The sequence below is a fragment of the Shewanella sp. genome (genome assembly GCF_041630135.1).
GTDB lineage: Bacteria > Pseudomonadota > Gammaproteobacteria > Enterobacterales > Shewanellaceae > Shewanella.
The window spans coordinates 1-18,940 of record NZ_JBFKLW010000074.1 but is presented as its reverse complement, the minus strand read 5'-3'; the positions used below and the strand labels follow the sequence as shown (position 1 = coordinate 18,940).

At 53.0% G+C, this 18,940-nt stretch carries 11 protein-coding genes, 1 pseudogene and 1 riboswitch; of the genes and pseudogenes, 8 read left to right on the top strand and 4 right to left on the bottom strand.

Features of this window, described 5'->3' with window-relative positions; genetic code table 11:
- A partial coding sequence (locus tag ABYK60_RS16345; protein WP_372873079.1) for an efflux RND transporter permease subunit occupies positions 1–1,295 on the bottom strand: 1,295 nt, incomplete at its 3' end.
- A 214-nt stretch (positions 1,296–1,509) separates the two neighbouring features.
- On the opposite strand from ABYK60_RS16345, the gene ftnA reads away from it, so the two are divergent.
- Positions 1,510–2,037: a non-heme ferritin gene (gene ftnA, locus ABYK60_RS16340; protein ID WP_372873078.1), complete on the top strand. Its 528-nt coding sequence runs from the start codon at positions 1,510–1,512 to the stop codon at positions 2,035–2,037.
- A 44-nt stretch (positions 2,038–2,081) separates the two neighbouring features.
- On the opposite strand, the gene ABYK60_RS16335 is transcribed toward ftnA, so the two are convergent.
- Both ABYK60_RS16335 and ribB read right to left on the bottom strand, forming a co-directional pair.
- Positions 2,082–5,303, bottom strand: coding sequence for an EAL domain-containing protein (locus ABYK60_RS16335; RefSeq protein WP_372873077.1), 3,222 nt, complete (start codon positions 5,301–5,303; stop codon positions 2,082–2,084).
- Positions 5,304–5,536: 233 nt separating this feature from the next.
- Positions 5,537–6,205 carry a 3,4-dihydroxy-2-butanone-4-phosphate synthase gene (gene ribB / locus ABYK60_RS16330; protein WP_372873076.1) on the bottom strand — a complete coding sequence of 223 codons (669 nt, stop codon included), beginning with the start codon at positions 6,203–6,205 and terminating at the stop codon, positions 5,537–5,539.
- Positions 6,206–6,380: 175 nt separating this feature from the next.
- A riboswitch (FMN riboswitch) is annotated at positions 6,381–6,611 on the bottom strand.
- A gap of 205 nt (positions 6,612–6,816) precedes the next feature.
- Here ribB and ABYK60_RS16325 point away from each other — a divergent pair.
- From ABYK60_RS16325 to ABYK60_RS16305, 5 genes and pseudogenes are all read left to right on the top strand, one after another.
- The gene (locus tag ABYK60_RS16325; RefSeq protein ID WP_372873075.1) at positions 6,817–8,943 is read left to right on the top strand and encodes a S9 family peptidase; all 2,127 of its coding nucleotides are present in this window, start codon (positions 6,817–6,819) and stop codon (positions 8,941–8,943) included.
- 8 nt (positions 8,944–8,951) lie between these two features.
- Positions 8,952–9,197, top strand: a pseudogene (locus ABYK60_RS16320) (GIY-YIG nuclease family protein); the annotation flags it as partial.
- Positions 9,198–9,360: 163 nt separating this feature from the next.
- Positions 9,361–10,155 carry a phosphatase PAP2 family protein gene (locus ABYK60_RS16315; RefSeq protein WP_372873074.1) on the top strand — a complete coding sequence of 265 codons (795 nt, stop codon included), beginning with the start codon at positions 9,361–9,363 and terminating at the stop codon, positions 10,153–10,155.
- A gap of 101 nt (positions 10,156–10,256) precedes the next feature.
- Complete coding sequence (locus ABYK60_RS16310; protein WP_372873081.1) at positions 10,257–11,042, top strand: class I SAM-dependent methyltransferase; 786 nt, start codon at positions 10,257–10,259, stop codon at positions 11,040–11,042.
- A gap of 230 nt (positions 11,043–11,272) precedes the next feature.
- Positions 11,273–14,608, top strand: coding sequence for a TIM-barrel domain-containing protein (locus ABYK60_RS16305; protein ID WP_372873073.1), 3,336 nt, complete (start codon positions 11,273–11,275; stop codon positions 14,606–14,608).
- A gap of 28 nt (positions 14,609–14,636) precedes the next feature.
- Here ABYK60_RS16305 and ABYK60_RS16300 read toward each other — a convergent pair whose 3' ends face one another.
- Positions 14,637–16,409: a M14 family metallopeptidase gene (locus tag ABYK60_RS16300; protein ID WP_372873080.1), complete on the bottom strand. Its 1,773-nt coding sequence runs from the start codon at positions 16,407–16,409 to the stop codon at positions 14,637–14,639.
- A gap of 263 nt (positions 16,410–16,672) precedes the next feature.
- On the opposite strand from ABYK60_RS16300, the gene ABYK60_RS16295 reads away from it, so the two are divergent.
- Positions 16,673–17,608: an ABC transporter ATP-binding protein gene (locus ABYK60_RS16295; RefSeq protein WP_372873072.1), complete on the top strand. Its 936-nt coding sequence runs from the start codon at positions 16,673–16,675 to the stop codon at positions 17,606–17,608.
- Positions 17,605–18,768, top strand: a complete 1,164-nt coding sequence (locus ABYK60_RS16290) for an ABC transporter permease (protein WP_372873071.1) — start codon at positions 17,605–17,607, stop codon at positions 18,766–18,768. Before ABYK60_RS16295 ends, ABYK60_RS16290 begins: the two co-directional genes overlap by 4 nt.
- Positions 18,769–18,940 lie beyond the last annotated feature (172 nt).

Sequence of the window (18,940 nt, the reverse complement as noted above, 5' to 3'; positions counted from 1 at the left end):
GTACCTGTGAGCACCGCCTCAGCAAGGGTCATGCCCTGCTGGCGCAGCCGCACTATGTTTTCCTGCACTATGATGGCTGCATCCAGTACCAGTCCCACCGCAAAGGCAAGACCGGCGAGGGAGATAATGTTCAGGGTGCGCCCCATGGCTTCCAGGGTGATAAAAGCAACCAGCAGTGCAATGGGAATGGTCACGCCAATCATCAGGGTGGCACGCATATCACGCAGGAAGGCATAGAGGATTAGCAGTGCCAGCAGTACCCCAATGCCCAGATTGCCCTTCACCAACAAAATGGCGCGCTTGATATGAATAGAGGCGTCGAAAGATAACTCTATGGTCAGCCCCTGCGGGTTGAGCACATCGCGATTAAGCTCGGCAATCGCCTGATTGACCCCATCCAGAGCCACCACAGTATTGGCGTCGAAGGTGCCCTGCAAGGTGATGTAATAGGCCGGGAACCCGTTGCGTTTGGTAAAGCCGCGCTGCTCTGTGGTGGTCATGCGGATATCTGCCACTTCGTGCAGATATACCGGCCGGCCGTTGTTGTAGGTCACTATGAGTTGCCCTAAGGTCTCGGGCTTGTATTGTCCGGCAAAACGTACCGTGTACTCCCGTCTGCCCACTTTGGCCGTGCCCCCCGAAATATCGGCCGCGCGGGAAATAGTGGTGCGCAGCTGCTCGAGGGTGATGCCCAGCGCAGCGGCACGGAAGGGATCAAATTCAATATGCAATTCTTTGGGCAGCCGGCTTTGCAATTGCACAGAACCAACGCCGGTGACTTTACGTAGGCTGGGCTCCACCAAATCATCAATCAGTTTTTGGTAGCGCGACAGGTCGGTCTCGGGATTGTCCGGCAGGGTGTAAATCAGCAACGATGCCAGATTGGGCGTACCGCCGTTGCCACCGCCCACATTGATAAAGGGCTCGCCGGCATCCAGCGGCCGCGGCGGGGTTTGGTTGAGAGCGTTGATTACACTGATCATCGACTCCTGCATGTTGGTACCCACATCGAAGGTGAGAGTGATACTGCCAAATCCCTGAGAAATATTGGAGGTCATCTCAGTAATTCCGGGTACCTGGCGCAGTACGTTTTCCTGCGGTTCGATGATGTTGGATTCCATCTCCTGTGGGGCAGCTGCCCGCCAGTTATTGAAGACGGATATTTGTGGCTGCTCAATATTCGGCAACAGCTGAACCGGCAGTTTGGCAATGGCCAGCAGACCAAACATAAGAATTAGCATTAGAGCAACTGTAGTGGCAGCCGGGTTGCGGGTGCTGGTGTGGGTCAGGTTCATGGCTGGGGCCGGTTATTTCAGGCATGCTGCGAAGCATAATAGGCAGATGTAAACGAAACATTGGTTAAAGGTAAGTAAATGTAAACGCTGCTAATATCAGAATGATAAGTGTTACTATTTAAAAATCATTGGTTTAGGTAAATTTTGTTGATCTTTGAAGCTGGGTTAAGGACAATGCCGCGACTTAAAAAAACCGAAAGATGAAGGACGAACCATGTTGGCAGCCACAATGATCGACAAGCTCAACGAGCAGATTAACCTCGAATTTTTCTCATCCAACCTCTATCTGCAAATGAGCGCCTGGTGTGAAGACAAGGGATTTGAAGGGGCGGCCCACTTTATGCGTGCCCATGCCGATGAGGAAATGGGTCATATGCGTCGTCTGTTCACCTACGTGAGTGAAACCGGCGGTCTGCCGCTGATTGGCACTATTGAAGCGCCACGCGCCGATTTTGCATCGCTGCTGTCGCTGTTTGAGTATACCTACGAACACGAGCAGACCATTACCCGCAAAATCAATGATCTGGCCCATGCGGCCTTTACCAGTCATGATTACTCTACGTTCCACTTTCTGCAGTGGTATGTGGCCGAGCAGCACGAGGAAGAAAAGCTTTTCAAGAGCATAGTAGACAAAATTCGCCTAGTGGGAGAAGACGGTAAGGCGCTGTTCTTTATTGATAAAGATTTGGAAATGCTGGCAACCAAAGAGGCTGAAAGCATTATGAAGTCTGCCGCCGTTTAAGGGGTGGTTACGGTAAAAAAGCGGCCCGGAGGCCGCTTTTTTTATCACGGATTAACGGCATCCCACGGATTGCTGTGCTGCGTTAACCTGTTTTCAATCCAACGGGTCAGTTCGTCGAATGGCAGTGGCCGGGAAATGTGATAACCCTGGCCATAATCGCTGCCGAGCATCTGTAAGAATGCCAGTTGCTCTTCGGTTTCAATGCCTTCAGCCACCAGTCTCATGCCAAGGGATTTACCCATGTGCACAATGGCGCGGATCAGATTTGCGTCTGACTCACAGTCGGGCAGCTGTTCAACGAAGCTCTTGTCTATCTTGATGACAGAGATAGGGAATTTCTTCAAATAGCTCAGGGATGAATAGCCGGTGCCAAAGTCATCAAGGTAGATGGCACAGCCCAAGTCACGGATATGGTTCAGGGTCTCCTGGCAGTGATTGGTATTATCCATCAGCATGCTTTCGGTAATTTCCACATGCAGGTGGCGCGGCGCCACGCCATGACGGGAAAGAGTGCTCCTGAGCTGTTCTTCGATGCAACTACCTTTGCTGTCGCACTGACAGGCGGAAACGTTAACGGCCATGCTGAGGCTATGCCCCATAGCATGCAGTTTGGCGAGATCACCCAGCGCCCTGTCAAGCACCCATTCGCCAATAGTACTCATCAGCCCCATTTCTTCTGCCACCGGAATAAAATGAGCCGGAGCAATTAATCCTTTATCGGGATCTTGCCAACGGATCAGTGCCTCCAGCGCCGTCACTTTCCCGCTCCGAATATCTATGACCGGTTGATAGTGAAGTAAGAACTCCTCCCGGCTGACAGCGCGTTTCAATGCCTGTTCCATGGCAAGCCGTGCCACCATGGCCTGATTCATTTCCGGAGTGAAATATTTGAACCGGCCTCTGCCATCATCTTTGGCACCATAAAGAGCCGTTTCGGCATTACCCAGCAGGGTCTCTACATCCGGGCCATCCTGAGGATAAATGCCCACACCGAGGCTGGCGGAGACTTCCAAGGCAAACCCTTTAATAGTAAAGGGTTTGCCAAGGGCAATGAGAATATGCTTGGCCTGTTGCTCAATGGTTTGTTCCTGCGCCAGCCTTGGCAGCACTATCACAAATTCATCTCCACCAATGCGCGCCAAAAAGTCGGTTGTGCCGAGGACTTTTTGCAGTCGTTCTGATACAGCTTTTAGCAGCAAATCCCCTGATTCGTGCCCCTGGGTATCGTTGATGAATTTGAATCTGTCCAAATCCAGTACCATCACCGCGAGTTTGCGCGATTCTCTTTGAGCCATTTTGATTTCATGCTCCAGCCTTTCTGACAACAATTTGCGGTTTGGCAGATCAGTGAGGGCATCGAAGTTAGCCTTGTACCAAATGTCCTGCTCGTATTGTTTGCGGCGGCTGATATCCATGAACAGGCCAATATGTTGCACTATGTGGCCTTCGTCATCCCTAACCAGGGTAATCGCGAGGTATTCCGGGAAGACCTGCCCATCCTTGCGGCGATTCCAGATTTCACCTTCCCATTTATCTGTGCTGCGCAGTGACTCCCACATGCAGTCGTACAGCTGGGGGGAGTTCCGGTGCGAGCTTAAAATGGATGGATTGCGCCCCTTGACGTCCGCAAGGCTGTAGCCTGTTATTTGGCTAAAGGCTGGGTTAACCATTTCAATATGGTTATCGGCATCGGTCACCATAATGCCTTCAGCGGAGTACTCGAACACTGCCGCGGCGCGCCCCAGTTCCTGACGGTACTTTTTTCGCTCTTTGAGCATTTTGTTCATCGACTCTGCCATTCTGGCGATTTCATCGGAACCTTTGGTTTTGATAACCAACTCAAGCTTGGGGTCATCCGCCATTTGCTGCATATCGCTGGCTATGCTTTCAATTTTGCCCATAAAGCTGGCGATGATTTTGCGGCCAAGCAGCAATGACACCAACAGAGTGACAGCCGCGGCCAGGCTATAAATGCTGATGAACAGCAGCGCCATTCGCATCTGGTGACGACTAAGTTCCTCGATGTTGCGGCTGATGTGGTGCCCTAAATCGTGCAGCATGGCAATGCGCTCGGTGGCGAGCACCTGCCAATAACCCGCCGTAACAGGCGGTGCGGGATACTTCAGGCGTTCCAGCCCTTTAATCATGGGAGTATCATTAACTTTAACCAGCTCATCCAGTTGCTGCACTGGCATGTGCTTAGCCCGCAGTTCGCGCACAGTAAGCAGATTGGTGTGGTATAGCATCATGGATTGGCGGATATCCGCCAATGCCTGACGCTGTTCGTGGTGCAGGTGTTTACTGTTCTCCAGCTGCGTCAACAGCCGGGAGCTGATTTTCCAGTCCTGATAAAATTTGGTCGCGTAGCCTTCATTTCCGCGTAATAAGAAATTTTTGAAGTGATGGATCAGACCGCCATAGCCGAGTGTCGCACTTAACTCCCAGGCGAGTTGGCTGATATGACGCTGCTCTGCAAGCTGGCTGCGGATCTCTTTTGCTTGCTGGCTGGGAAGTGAAGACTCAAATTGGCGCATTAGATGTCTGTGGTCGGTATCAAATGTGTCTTCCGCTAACTTTATGGCGTGCAGTTGCTCCTGGATCAGCGCTTCCAGGGGTTGCAGGGTGTTGAGCGCCAGAGTATCGGAGCTGAGCAGATTGCTGAGCAAGCCGCGCTCTCTGGCTGCGAGTTCCTGGATACGCTGTGCCAACAACAGATCTGAATATCCCCGGGATTGGTCTGCATCATTGGTCTGGTGTTGGATTTGGTTCACCAGTAACAGCAACTCATCGTTGAAATCGTTGAAGTTGTTAAAAAAGGCGCTGTTTTCCAAGTATGTTTTGTTCAGCAATGCTTTTCGAACCAGCTTTAGACTATTGGCTCGGCTCTTAATATTGGTCAGGCAATGATTGAATAATTGGCGATCGTTGTGGCTCAGACCAACAAGCAGTTTTTTAAGTTCTTCACTTTGCATCAGATTGCGGTAATGAAGGTCGCTGAGGGATTGCTGGGCTTCGAGGGCTTGGGTGTCGGTACTGGGATGATCGCTTAGCCAGTTCAGGCTCAATCCGCGCTCTTTTTGCAGCTCATAAATCAGGTCACCGATTTTATTGGTAACCTGTATGGCCATGGCATTGCGATGAGCCCTATTAAACTCCTGGTGAAGCCCCCAGGCGCGGATAATGCCGAATACGCCCAGCATGATGATAGGCAATATGGCAAACAGAATAAGCTTTTGCCGCAGGCTGTAATTATGCAGCGATACCATATCTTGAAGAGCCCCGTCTTGGATATTTCATGCCCTGCTTGCTTCCGTGTCAGGGTGTTGGTCGGCAAGGTTTAGCACAGCGCTCTTGGAGTGGCCAAAGGCTAATACAAGAATTTCTAATCCAGCTCACAAAAGCCGTATCAAAAATGTGGAAATTAAGGCATTCGTATGATTTCAAATAGATTAAAAAGGCGGCTCAAGGCCGCCTTAACAATGCCGGTCAATTTCTGTTCTTACGCAGTCCTGGCCAGAAGAGCTTCTCTGTACTGCACCAGATCCGCTATGGACAGCACAGGCATATGATGGCGTTGGCCAAACTCGATAATCTCCGGCAGGCGTGCCATGGTGCCATCAGCATTGGTCAGTTCACACAGCACGCCAAAGGGCTTAAGGCCCGCAAGACGCATCAGATCAACAGTGCCTTCGGTGTGACCGCGGCGACCGAGTACCCCAGCGGGATGGGCCCTGAGTGGGTAGACATGCCCAGGCCGAGCCAGATGCTCAGGCTTTGCGTTATCGGCTATTGCGGCCTGAATGGTGGTGACCCTGTCCGCTGCCGATACGCCTGTGGTAACCCCCTGTTTAGCTTCAATACTCACGGTAAATGCAGTGCCATACTGGCTGCTGTTGTTTTCCACCATGGGGGGTAATTCCAGTTGTCTGACCCGCTCGTCGGTGAGACACAGGCACACAATGCCTGAGCATTCCCGAATCAGCATCGCCATTTGTGGCACGGTCAGGCTTTGAGCTGCGAAAATCAGGTCGCCTTCGTTTTCACGATCTTCATCGTCTACTACCAATACGCCCTGGCCACTTTTAAGGGCTGACAAGGCTGTTTCCACCCGCTCGATTGGGGAGCCGAATTGCGCCAGCAAAGAAGGGTTAGATTGAAACTGATCCATAATAAATTCCTTAACATCATTGATTTATTGGATCAGGGCACAGAAAGATATGCCGGATGTATACAGCAGCCGGCAAGAGGTGAGGCACAGCTTCACAATCGCAACAGCTCAAAGTCTGTTGCGGATCGCAGTATCTGACTGGCCAATGGACCAGACAGCAAGACAGTACCTGTTTCACCATTCTCTTCCATCCGGACTGAGCCCCTGAATGAAAGATGCCGCTATTGCGTACCTTTCGGGACAACACCGTCGGCTCCGGAATGGCAACATGGCTGCGTCACCGGATCTGCTGACCCTGCGCGACTCTCGGCTCGCAGGCGCTCGCGGGCTTTGATTGGCCAGTTTATAAAGCACAGACCATTCATTTACCGCCGGTGGGGAATTTCACCCCGCCCTGAGAATGTAAACTGCCAATCGGCAGCGGCGTTATTGTCCTACCAAGTCCGGGCCGAGTCCAGCGTCTGTGCAGTGGCTTTGCCATTGCTGTCTTGCAAATCACACTGAGTGGCAGCACTATGTTCTGCAACGATAAAAAGCCGCTGGCCTTGCCCATTTCAATGCCATCTGCATGCCCGATAATCCTGAGAAACCTTTAGCCAAGGAATGCGAACATGAAACGTAACGCCTTGATAGCAGGAGTTTGTTTACTTGTGTCTGCTTGTACTCATCAACAACGTCAGGATCTGATCACACCTGTCGCGCCTATTGCCAATAAGGTGCCTCATGAGATGGCGCTTCACGGTGTCACCCGTATCGATAATTATTATTGGCTCAGGGATGATGAGCGCCAACAGCCAGAGGTGCTGGCGTATCTGAGAGCGGAAAACGCCTATGCAGAGGCGCATATGGCGAGCTGGAAAGAATTAAAAGCAAAGCTTTTTGACGAGATGACCTCGCGGCTGGTGAAAGATGACAGCTCAGTGCCCTATCACTGGAAGGGGCAGTATTACTACCGCCGGGTAGAAGGTGACAGGGAATACCCCATCATTGCCCGTAAGCAAAGCCTCGCCGGGCCAGAACAGATATTGCTTGATGCCAATGAGCGTGCTGCCGGGCATGAGTTTTATTCCCTTGGCAATACCACTGTCAGTGAGGATGGCAAGTTACTGGCCTTTGGGGAAGACACCCTGAGCAGGCGTATTTACCGGGTTTTTATTAAAGATATTGCCAGTGGTGAGATGCTGCCGGACGTATTGGAGAACACCGAAGGCGAGGCCATCTGGGCCAACGATGGCCTACATCTTTTTTATGTCGCCAAAGATCCGCAAACCCTGCTGGGCTATCAGGTATTTCGCCATAAACTGGGCACTCCCCAAAGTGAGGACGTGCTGGTATATGAGGAGGCTGACGATAGCTTTTTCATTGATCTTGGCAAGAGCCGGGACGGCAGCCTGATCCTGCTGTATCACCAAAGCACCACAACCAGTGAAGTGCAATTACTGGATGCTGAGGCCCCGCTAAGTGAGTTTGTGCCCTTCCTGCCACGGGAAGAAGATCATGAATACTCCATCACTAAGCTGGGTGAGACCTTTTATGTGCTCACCAACTGGCAGGCCACCAATTTTCGTCTGATGCAGGTGGACAAACACCTGAGTGCTGATAAATCCAAATGGCGGGAGGTGTTACCCTACGATGATGCGGTGCGGATTGAGGATGTGCTGGTGCTTAACTCAGCGCTGGTACTGCAAACCCGTGAAGCCGGTCAAACTCATATCCGTATCTATCAACACGATGGTGGTACGCCGAGTGAGATCCGTTTTGATGAGTCTGCCTATGTGACCTGGCTTGGCTTGAATCCGGAGCAGGATTCTGAGTGGGTGCGCTTTCACTATTCCAGTCTCACTACCCCTGATTCCACCTTCGATTACAACGTAAAAACCGGTGAGCGTGTACTGAAAAAGCAATTGCAGGTGCCGGGCTTTGAAGCCGGAGCCTACCAGAGTGAACGGCTGATGCTACCTGCACGGGATGGCACTCTGGTGCCTGTGTCTGTGGTGTACCGCAAAGACAAATTTAAAAAGGATGGCACCAACCCTCTGTATCAGTATGGCTATGGTGCCTATGGCAGTGTTGTTGACCCCGACTTCTCCCTATCGGCCTTAAGTCTGCTTGACCGAGGGGTGGTGTATGCCATTGCCCATGTGCGCGGCAGTGAAATGTTGGGACGTCCCTGGTATGACGATGGCCGCATGTTTAACAAGATAAACAGCTTTACCGACTTTATCGATGTTACCGATGGGCTGGTGAAACTGGGTTACGGCGCCAAAGATAAGGTGGTGGCCAGTGGTGCCAGTGCCGGTGGTCTGCTGATGGGGGCTGTGGCCAATATGGCCGGTGATAAGTATCTGGCCATGAGCGCAGGGGTACCCTTCGTGGATGTAGTGACTACCATGCTGGATGAGTCTATTCCATTGACTACCAACGAATACGACGAGTGGGGCAATCCCAATGAAAAGCCCAGCTTTGATTATATGCTGAGCTATTCGCCCTACGACAATGTGGCCCGCCAGGCGTATCCACACATGCTGGTAACCACCGGCTTGCATGACTCCCAGGTGCAATATTTCGAGCCAGCCAAATGGGTGGCCAAGCTGCGCGACTATAAGACTGACAGCAATGAACTGCTGCTGGTAACTGACATGGAGGCGGGGCACGGTGGCAAGTCCGGTCGCTATCGCCAGTTTGATGATCTGGCGCTGGAATACGGCTTCTTCCTGCATCACTGGGGGCTTGAGTGAGCGACGGCTGGAACCTGTACATCATCCGCTGCAGTGGGGGTGAGCTTTACACAGGTGTGACCACAGATGTGCCCCGCCGTTTGGCTGAGCATCAAAGCGGTGGCCCCAAGGCTGCGAAGTATCTGCGCGGCCGCGGCCCGCTTGCCTTGGTTTATCAGGAGTATGTTGGCAGCCGCGGCGACGCACTTCGCCGTGAACTGGTGGTGAAAAAACTCAGCAAAGCAGCCAAAGAGGTTATGATCCGCTCATTATGATATAACACTCTGTTTTTAAAGGTCTTATTTTTATTCCGCAGGTTTAATCTAACAATAATCCACAGTTGGTTGTGCAACAAAAGTATTAATCAGGTTGACATGTAGTTGTCCGAAGTGGTGATAATGCCTCGCCATTTTTCAGAATAATAACAACGGGCAACAAATGAAGTTGAGTAACACAAATCCCTCAGAGGGACAGCTAATCTTTTTTCTATTGGGGGCGCTGACGGTTTTGTTCAGTCTGGTCCCGGAAGCCAGCAAACAGGGATTTTTGTGGCTCAATCAAGTGGCAAGGGTTGTGCCCGACACACCATTGGCCATCGTCACCAATTGGGGTAACGGTATCACGGTAGGCTGTTTTTGGCTTATGTTGCTGTGCTGTAAACCATCGGCACTCTGGAAGGTATTGAGTGCAATTGCGGTATCAGCGTTAATGCTCAACCTCCTTAAGAATGGATTCGATGCCATGCGTCCGGCAGCTTTGCTGAATGATATTCGTATTGTTGGCGCCACACGTTTAAGCCACAGCCTTCCTTCTGCTCACACGGGAACCGTATTTGCGCTATTGGGTATTGCATGGCATTTGTGTCATCGCAACGAGATAAAATTCGTGATGTTGCTGGCGGCGGTTTTGGTGGGGCTTAGCCGGATCACCAATGGTGCCCACTGGCCTCAGGATGTAGCCCTCGGAGCCTGGGTTGGCTGGAGCAGTGCCAGGTTTGCGTGGCATTTTGTGCCGGAATGCCGTTTGTCCCAACGTACTATCCTTGGGTTGTTGGCGGGTCTCTATATTGCGGTTTGGTACAGTGCATTACAGGCCAGGATGCCTTTCCCCAATATTCCGTTGGTTGCGGTTCAGCTCAAACTTCTACTATTGCTGCCACTATTTGGGCTGTATCGGATGGATTTGCAGCTGCGCACCGGTCCCCGGAAAGCACCGCTGTCAGTATCCGGTTGAGGGCATTGAAACCGGCGGCCTGTGAGATTTTTTCTGGTCATATGCGGCCAGCAGGTTTAAGTTAAGCTGCTGGGCTATTTGAAACAGTGATACTGACCATCATGGATGACTTTCTCTCCATTAATCAGAGCGCTTGGGACAACCGCACCGAGCTGCATCTCGAATCTGACTTTTATGACCTCCCCGGTTTTATGGCTGGCAACACCAGCCTGCGGGAAATCGAACTCGCCGAGCTGGATGTGGCTGGGAAGCACCTTTTGCACCTGCAGTGCCACTTTGGTCAGGATACCCTGTCCTGGGCCCGTGAAGGCGCGGCTTCGGTAACGGGTCTGGATCTTTCCCCCAGGGCGATTGCCGCCGCAACAAGCATTGCCAGTGAACTTAAGCTCGATGACAGAGCGAACTTCGTCTGTGGCAATGTGCTTGATGCGCGTGAGCTGGTGCAGGGCGAGTTCGATCTGGTGTATTCCTCATACGGCGTGCTGTGCTGGCTGCCGGATCTCAATATCTGGGCAAGCACGGTCGCGGCCTGTCTCAAGCCCGGCGGGCTGTTTTTCCTCGCCGAGTTCCACCCTATCAAGGCGCTGCTGGATGGCTATGACTACTTCCACACCGGCCAGGCCGATGTGGAGCAGGAAGGCAGCTACACAGAGAACAGCCGTGAGGCCGAGAACACCCTGGTCAGCTGGTCTCACGACCTGGGTGAGCTGGTGTCGGCGCTGACTAATGCCGGGCTTGTTGTAGAGTCGCTGCGGGAGTACGACTTCAGCCCCTATGATTGCTTTGACAATTTGGTGGAAGAAGAGCCGGGGCGTTTCCGCCAGCGCGTCGCTGGCAAGCCTATCCCCATGGTGTTTTCTATCAAGGCGCACAAGCCGGTGAAGTGATGGTGGCGCATCATTTACAGGTGTAAAACCGTCGCTTAATCCCTGGCGTTATGCGTTTACGATTTTTTTGAAGCACCTTCCCTGGCAACTGGTATTGTCACAAGCACTACAGGATGAGCATATGGATGTGCACTCCTCCGAGTTGCGCTGGTGTAAGCTGCTAAATAGTATGGAAAGCTTGAGTCAGTGGCCGTCGGATGTCACAGGCTTTCCAATAGCAAAGGACATCTATGGCAACCCTAACTCCCCGTGCCTCTTTCGGGCTTTCATCGATTAAACCCGGGCAACTGGCATTGGCCGTGGCATTAGTGCTGGCACCGCTCAGTGTATCTTCCGTTGCTGCGCCGTTGGGCAAGCTGGTTACCCTGAATGCCGAACGCAGCAGTGTCAGCATCAATACCGACAGCGGCGCCTTGGTGCAGCTCGATGTGCTCAAGCCTGCGCTTATCCGCATTCAGGCGGGCACCAATGGCAAGCTGGTCGGCGAAGGCAGCAAGGCCGCTGCCATAGTGATTAAAAACGATTATCCGGCAGTGCCCTTTAGCTTAAGCGATGAAGGCGACTATCGGCTGCTGAAAACCGAAGTAATTGCACTGCGTATTTACGAAGCGCCGCTCAGATTTGCCTTTTATCAGGCCGATAATCAAACGCTTATCACCGAAGAGCTGCAAAGTCTGGAGCTGGGTGACACCAGCACCGTACAGACTCTCAGTACAGATGCCGACGAGCGCTTCTTCGGTGGCGGTCAGCAAAATGGTGCCTTCGAGTTCAAGGGCAAGAGCCTAGAAATCTCTTACTCCGGTGGCTGGGAAGAGGGCGACAGGCCAAGCCCGGCACCTTTTTATCTGTCGAGCAGGGGCTATGGTGTGCTGCGCAACACCTGGGCCAACGGCAGTTATGACTTCAGAAGCAGCGACGCCCTGCGCCTCGGCCATGATGAAGCGCGCTTCGATGCCTTCTTCTTTGCCCCCGGCAGCATTCAGCAGGTGCTGGCTGACTACACAGAGCTGACCGGCCGCGCCAGACTCATCCCCCGCTGGGCCTTTGAATACGGCGATGCCGACTGCTACAACGACGGCGACAACGTCAAAAAGCCCGGCACAGTGCCCGATGGCTGGAGCGATGGCCCCACGGGCACCACTCCGGATGTGATTGATTCAGTAGCTAAAAAGTATCGTGAGCACGATATGCCCGGCGGCTGGATTTTACCCAACGACGGTTATGGCTGCGGCTATACCGACCTGCCCAAAGTGGTTGAAGGGCTTGCAAAATACGGCTTCAGAACCGGCCTTTGGACCGAAGACGGGGTAGATAAAATCGCCTGGGAAGTGGGCAAGGCCGGCACCCGCGCCCAGAAGCTCGATGTGGCCTGGACCGGTGAGGGCTACCAGCATGCGCTGGATGCCAACAAGGCTGCTGCCGATGGCATTCTGGATAACTCAGACTCGCGCCCCTTCCTTTGGACCGTGATGGGCTGGGCAGGGATGCAGCGCTATGCAGTGACCTGGACCGGCGATCAGTCCGGCAGTTGGGACTACATCCGCTGGCATATTCCCACCCTGATTGGCTCGGGGTTGTCGGGTCAGGCCTATGCCACCGGCGATGTGGACGCGATTTTTGGTGGCAGCCCGGAAACCTTTACCCGCGACTTGCAGTGGAAGGCGTTTACACCGGTGCTGATGGGCATGTCCGGCTGGTCCAAGGCGGCGCGCAAGCATCCCTGGTGGTTCGACGAGCCCTATCGCAGCATCAACCGCGACTATCTGAAGCTGAAAATGCGCCTCACCCCCTATATGTACACCACGGCATTTGAGACAGAGCAGACCGGCGCGCCTATCGTCCGCGGGCTGATGTGGGACTACAGCGACGACCCAACTGCCAACACAGAAGCGCATAAATATCAGTTTTTGCTGGGTAAAGACTTGCTGGTGGCCCCCGTGTACCGCTCGCAGACGGCCAGCAAGGGCTGGCGTGAAGATGTGTACCTGCCCAAGGGCCAGTGGATTGATTACTGGGATGGCCGGGTGGTTGATGCCCCCGAAGGTGGCGCCAGCATCGATTATCAGGTGGACTTGAATACCATCCCGGTGTTTGTCCGTGGCGGGGCCATTATCCCCATGTACCCAGAGGCACTGTACGACGGGCATAAGCCCAAGGATGTGCTGACCCTGGATATCTACCCCTATGGTGAGTCTGAATACCTGATGTATGAAGACGACGGCAACAGCCGCCGTTACCAGCAGGGTGAGTTTGCCCGCCAGCGCTTTGCGGTGAAGGCGAGCGAGGGAAAGGGCGGTGATATTGAGGTCAGCATAGGCGCGGCAGAGGGCAAGTTTGACGGTCAGGATGAAGCGCGCGTCTACGAGCTGTGGCTGCATACCCGCGCAAAACCAGAGGCTGTGCTGCTTGATGGTAAAAAGCTTAAAGCCCTCAAGGATGAATCTGCGCTCGCCAAGGCCAAAAGTGGCTGGGCTTATTCGGTTACCAAATACGGCACTGTGCTGGTAAAAACCGGGACAGTCTCGGTGCGGGAGGTGCTGGATATCAAGCTGGAAATTGATGACGCCAAGCCGCTTGCCGCCACCGCAGGTTATTCAAAGGCACCCGAGCTTGGCAATGAAATCCCTGCCGACAGCCTGCTGGTGCTTGCCCGCCCGGCCGAAGAATCCGGGCATCCGCTGGAAAATGCTTTCGATGGCAATCCGGATACCTGGTTCAGAACCAAGCGGGATCAGGCGCAAAAAACCGGTGCCCACGAGTTTACCCTGGCTCTTGGTGAGCGCCGCTTTATTGCCGGTTTTGAAATCGCCCCCCGTAACGACAAGCACTGGGAGTACGGCCAGGTCGCCGACTATGAGGTCTACCTGGGTGAAAACAATGGCGAATGGGGCGAACCGGTGGCCAAGGGGCGATTGGAGAAATCCCAAACCATGCAGAAGGTGGAGTTTGCACCCAAGCCCGGCAGCCTGCTGCGTTTCAGGGTTCTGAGCACCCAGAATGAGCTTGGCAATGACCCCATGGTGACTGCCGCCAAGAGTCAGGGCGGCGCCTTCAATGCGCTGCTGCCAAAGAGCGTTACTCCCATCACCATCAGTGAGTTTAAGGTACTTACCGCACCGGAGCCCAAAGCGCCCAAAACCCAGCAGTTCCTCGCCGAACTCACGCCGCAAAAGCTGGATAAATCCGTGGCCAGCCGTGTGGCGCTTAACACTGCCATTGGTGGCAAACCCATGAGTATGAACGGCCTTAAGTTCAGCAAGGGGTTGGGGATGGCTGCCAACAGCAGGGTCGATTATCGCCTTGAAGGCAACTGGCAGCTGCTGCGGGCCGACCTTGGTATCGACGATAGTTGCAAGACCGGGGGCGGCATGTACTTCAGGATTTTCGGTGATGGCAAGCTGATGTACGACTCGGGGCTGATTGAAGCTCCTGCGGTGGTTAAGCCTGAGTTGGATATCCGCGGTGTTGAAATCTTAAGCTTGCAAACGGAAGGTACCACCCGGGGCGCGTGTGGTAACTGGGCTAATGCATCCGTTATAGGCTGGCCAAAGCATCAGGGAGATTAACCCCCGGCAATGCCGGGGGCCTTGGTTACTACAGACTGCGATAAACCGGGTATTTGCGGTACTCGCTGTCGTAGTATGGGCTTCGTTCATAGAACCAGCGCAGACGTGCTGCGGGATCTTTGGCAAACGCTTCATCTTTGAGGGCCTCGTCAAAGGCCTTTTTAAGGGCTGGGTCTTTGGTCAGCATATCGGCGGCCATCGGCTCTACCGCGTACAGCTCCATATATTCAGTGCGGGTAAAGATTGGGTTGAACAGTCCCCACTGCAGCAATGAGTCGGGTGATTGGGGCTCCAGCAGTAAAATGGCCAAATCTCCAAGCGCCTGCTCAGTGCTGATTTTGACCGTGCCCACGGGTAATGTGGTTTCCACCGTTTCCAGGCTGATATCAGTCGTTACCCGTTGCCGACCTTCGTAGTCTTGTGCGGCAAACTCCGGATTATCAAAACGGTAACGGCCAAGCGTGAGGGTTGTGGCCTTTTGCAGACGCTCGAAGCGGATACCATGCAGCGCCAGCTTGTTTATTACCTCTTGCCACTGAGGCAGTATGTAATAGGTTTCCGGCCGGCTGACACTGATGTCAGGGGCGGTATTGCCAATCACTGGTAATTGCTCGTAGGTAACAGGTTCCCCATTCCAGCGCACAATCTCTGCCCCTGAGACGGGGCTTTTTTCGAGGCTGTAGCCGATCCCTTTGAAATCCCAGCCCTCTTTTTGAACTTCTTCCTTCCAGCTCAGGGTAATTTGTTGGGGATGGCGGAAACTGTCTTCGACGATGGCAGTTTTCAGGCCGGTGGCTTTTTCGCCCACGGTTTTTAATGTTTGCTCCAGCATGACATAAGTGCCCAGCACTCGCTGTTTAAAGGGCTTGAGGCTGTGATTTTCAATCAATACAGTGGGCAAATGACGGGCATCGCCATAGCCATTGGAGAACCTTGGTGATGGATTCCACAGCGACAACCCCTTGCGAATATCTGTGTTATCCAGCGCGAATACCAGTGGGCCCGGTGTATGGCCTGCCTCGGTGAGTGCAGATTCAATGGCCGGGCGATAAGCCTTATCCAACCAATTAAAACTGGACGGGCTCAGGCCCTGGCTGAGGTTGTAGCCAAAGGTGACATCGTACTGGTAGTCAATACCGTCGGTGACATGCACATCAACATATAAGCTGGGGTTCCAGCTGTTGATGGCGGTCAGCATCAGCTGCATTTCTTGGGTGTCGGCCTTGGCATAATCGCGGTTCAGGTTAAGGTTGCGGGCATTGGTGCGCCAACCCATGGTATCCGGGCCGCGTTGATTTACCCTGTTGTACTGACTTGTTCTTTCGTGGGCATCCACGCTGAAAATGGGCACAAATAGTAAATTGGCAGACTCCAGCAATTCACTTTTATTGCCATGCTCCAGATCCCGCAGCAACATCATGCCTGCATCTTTGCCATCAATCTCACCCGAGTGGATACCGGCCTGTATCAGCACACTGGGTTTGTCTGATGCTGCCAGTCTATCAGGTGTGGCGTGTCCTTCACTGCTGGCCACTATCATCCAGATATCGCGACCTTGAGGGCTTTTGCCAAGGCTCACTTTGGCCAGGTATTTACTGTGCTCAACCAGCTTATCCAGCCAGGCAATGGTGGACTCATAGTCAGGGCTTTGGATGCCGCCACTTTGTTCAAACGGGGTTGCCCATGGGTGTTCCGGCGCCAGCATTAAAGCCTCACTGGCACCACGCCAGATTTCACTGGGGGGTAATAAGGGGTCGTTGACAAAAGTCGTGTGCTTTACGGCCTCGGCCGACACTGGCATGGCTGCGAAAAAGCTGATGCCCAAAAGAATGCGATAGAAATTGCTGAGGGGGAGTTGCATGCTGAAGCCTTGTTTCAGGGCTATAAAAGATAAAGGCTTATCTTTTCGTAAATGTCGGTTGTGCGCAAGCGGATTTCCGGTGATTTTACCGTGGAATGACGCAAAGTCCGAGAAGCCAAGTTTATATGTAATTAATTGTAATTAGGCTCTTTTTGCTGACAATACCTTCCTTTAGAATCTCATTGATTACATAAGGAGGTGTTATGATCCATATTCAGGCCAAATTGCTTGAAAAGCGTTACAGCACTATCAAGGCTGTTGATGGCGTCAGCCTTGATATTCAGGGCGGCAAAGTGCTGGCTCTGCTGGGGCCCAATGGTGCCGGCAAGTCATCACTGATACGTATGCTGGTGGGGTTGACCTGCCCGGATGCCGGTGAGCTGTATATCAATCACAACGGCAGGCCGCTCGCACAGTTGCCGCGGGAGCATTATGGTTACTTGCCGGAAGACAGGGGGCTTTATCAGGACCGAACGGTAACGCAAAACCTTACCTACATTGGCGAGCTGCGGGGGATGCCGAAGACTCGTATCGACAGTCAGATAGCACTGTGGACAGAGCGTTTCGGATTGACTGACAAGTGTGGCGACAAACTGAGCCAGCTCTCAAAGGGGAATCAGCAAAAAGTGCAGCTGATAGCCTGTCTTTTACATGCTCCCGAACTCTTAATTCTCGACGAACCATTTTCCGGGCTGGATCCTGTAAATCAGGAGCTGGTGGTTTCGATATTGGCCGAACTGAGGAATGCAGGCACAGGTATAGTGCTCAGTGCCCACCAGATGGCATTGGTTGAGCGTCTGGCAGATCGTATGCTGCTGATTAATCATGGCAAACCAGTGGCCAGTGGCAACTTGGCCGAGGTGATGGCTCAGTTATCTCCCACAGAGGGCTTTCAGGTAGGCATTAATCCCGAGCCTGCTCTGAGTGCCTTGCAAGCCTTGGCCACTGTCGATGTTGCAACACAGGCTGACGGCCACTGGTTGCTGACCAAGGCCAGGGATGCCAGTCTGCAGCAGCTGTTGAATGAGCTGGCGGCACTTGGAGAGCTGATTTCTTTTGCTCCCTTACAGCCGAATCTGCATGAGCTGTATCTACGGGCTGTGGGTGGCGACAACAGGAAAGTGGAGGAAGCAGTATGATCCGCTGGAAGATTGCCGTATTTGAATTTAAGCGTTTTCTTAAATGGAAGCAGGAGCTTGCCAGTATAGCTATTATGCTGCTGATTTTTGCAGGTATGTCGGCCTGGCCGCAGATCAAAGGTTGGATAGACAAGGATTATCGGGTCGCAGTAGTGGCAGAGACCTTGCCCAGCATTGTCGGATACCAGTTTACCCGGGTGCCGGCAGATACAGTGGATGCGGTGAAATTGTCCCTTGGCAAAGATTGGGACCTGCTGCTGGTGAGCCGCGACGGCAAGCTTGAGTTAGTGGGGGAGAAGTCCACCAGTTGGCTTGAAAAACTAACCCCGCAGCTGCAGCGTTGGCATCAGCAGCAGTTGATAGCCACCTTGCCTTTGTCGGCTGAGCAGCAAAAAGTCATTGGTGAGTTACCTGAGATTCATCTCAGTTTTACCCGAGAAACAGAGGAAGAAGAGCAGGTGCGTAAGCTTAAACGCATCGTCGGCATGGTGTTTCTCGGCATTCTGATGACCGGATTTTTTGCCAGTTTCGGGCTGATGTTTACCGCCATCACCGGTGAAAAGCAGCAGCGGGTCACCGAGCAGCTGCTGACGCTGGTGTCACCGCGGGAGTGGATTGACGGCAAAATCATTGGCGTGTCGCTATTCTCGCTGAAAACCATTGCAACCTATGGCGTGATTGTGTTGTTGGTAATTCACGGCATCAGCATGATTGGTGGCAAGGCATCTTTCAGTAATCCGCTGGGGATTAAAGAACTGGCATGTATGCTGGGATTTCTGACGATGGGTGTGCTGCTGCTTAACAGCTTTCTGGCAGGGTTTGCCGCTACCATCGATGATCCGAATCACTCCGGGCGCAGTGTGGTTATGTTGCTGCCAGGCCTGTTGATAGGTTCCATTTTCATGGTCATGGACAATGCAGAAGGACTGGCGATGCAATGGCTCAGCTGGCTGCCGCTGACTTCCTTTGGTGCCATGCCGCTGCGGGTGTTGAGTACAGACGTTCCCTGGTGGGAGTGGTTGGGTGCGTTGATGCTGCTGGTTGCCTTTGTCATGTGGTTGTCAAAGGCGTCGGCGCGGGTGTTTGAGCTTGGCATTCGCATGTATGGCAAGGAGCCGGGCTGGGGGGATATCGCTGCTGCAGTGTTCAACCGCCGCTGATTGATGCAAAAAATGGCTCCTGATGGAGCCATTTTTGTTTTCAGCCCTAAACCACCTACTTCAGTAGGTGGTTATCATCCAAATGGGCTTTGCCCGTATATCTACCCATGCTAAATGCATCTTTGATTTTTAGCGAAGTCAAAAGAGGCAAATAACATGAGTAGATACGAGC

What these genes read in the sequence shown, in the direction of transcription:
- ABYK60_RS16295 (WP_372873072.1), top strand. Translation starts at nt 16,673, where the DNA reads ATGATCCATATTCAGGCCAAATTGCTTGAAAAGCGTTACAGCACTATC.
- ABYK60_RS16305 (WP_372873073.1), top strand. Translation starts at nt 11,273, where the DNA reads ATGGCAACCCTAACTCCCCGTGCCTCTTTCGGGCTTTCATCGATTAAA.
- ABYK60_RS16325 (WP_372873075.1), top strand. Translation starts at nt 6,817, where the DNA reads ATGAAACGTAACGCCTTGATAGCAGGAGTTTGTTTACTTGTGTCTGCT.
- ABYK60_RS16315 (WP_372873074.1), top strand. Translation starts at nt 9,361, where the DNA reads ATGAAGTTGAGTAACACAAATCCCTCAGAGGGACAGCTAATCTTTTTT.
- ftnA (WP_372873078.1), top strand. Translation starts at nt 1,510, where the DNA reads ATGTTGGCAGCCACAATGATCGACAAGCTCAACGAGCAGATTAACCTC.
- ribB (WP_372873076.1), bottom strand. Translation starts at nt 6,205, where the DNA reads ATGGATCAGTTTCAATCTAACCCTTCTTTGCTGGCGCAATTCGGCTCC.
- ABYK60_RS16310 (WP_372873081.1), top strand. Translation starts at nt 10,257, where the DNA reads ATGGATGACTTTCTCTCCATTAATCAGAGCGCTTGGGACAACCGCACC.
- ABYK60_RS16290 (WP_372873071.1), top strand. Translation starts at nt 17,605, where the DNA reads ATGATCCGCTGGAAGATTGCCGTATTTGAATTTAAGCGTTTTCTTAAA.
- ABYK60_RS16335 (WP_372873077.1), bottom strand. Translation starts at nt 5,303, where the DNA reads ATGGTATCGCTGCATAATTACAGCCTGCGGCAAAAGCTTATTCTGTTT.
- ABYK60_RS16300 (WP_372873080.1), bottom strand. Translation starts at nt 16,409, where the DNA reads ATGCCAGTGTCGGCCGAGGCCGTAAAGCACACGACTTTTGTCAACGAC.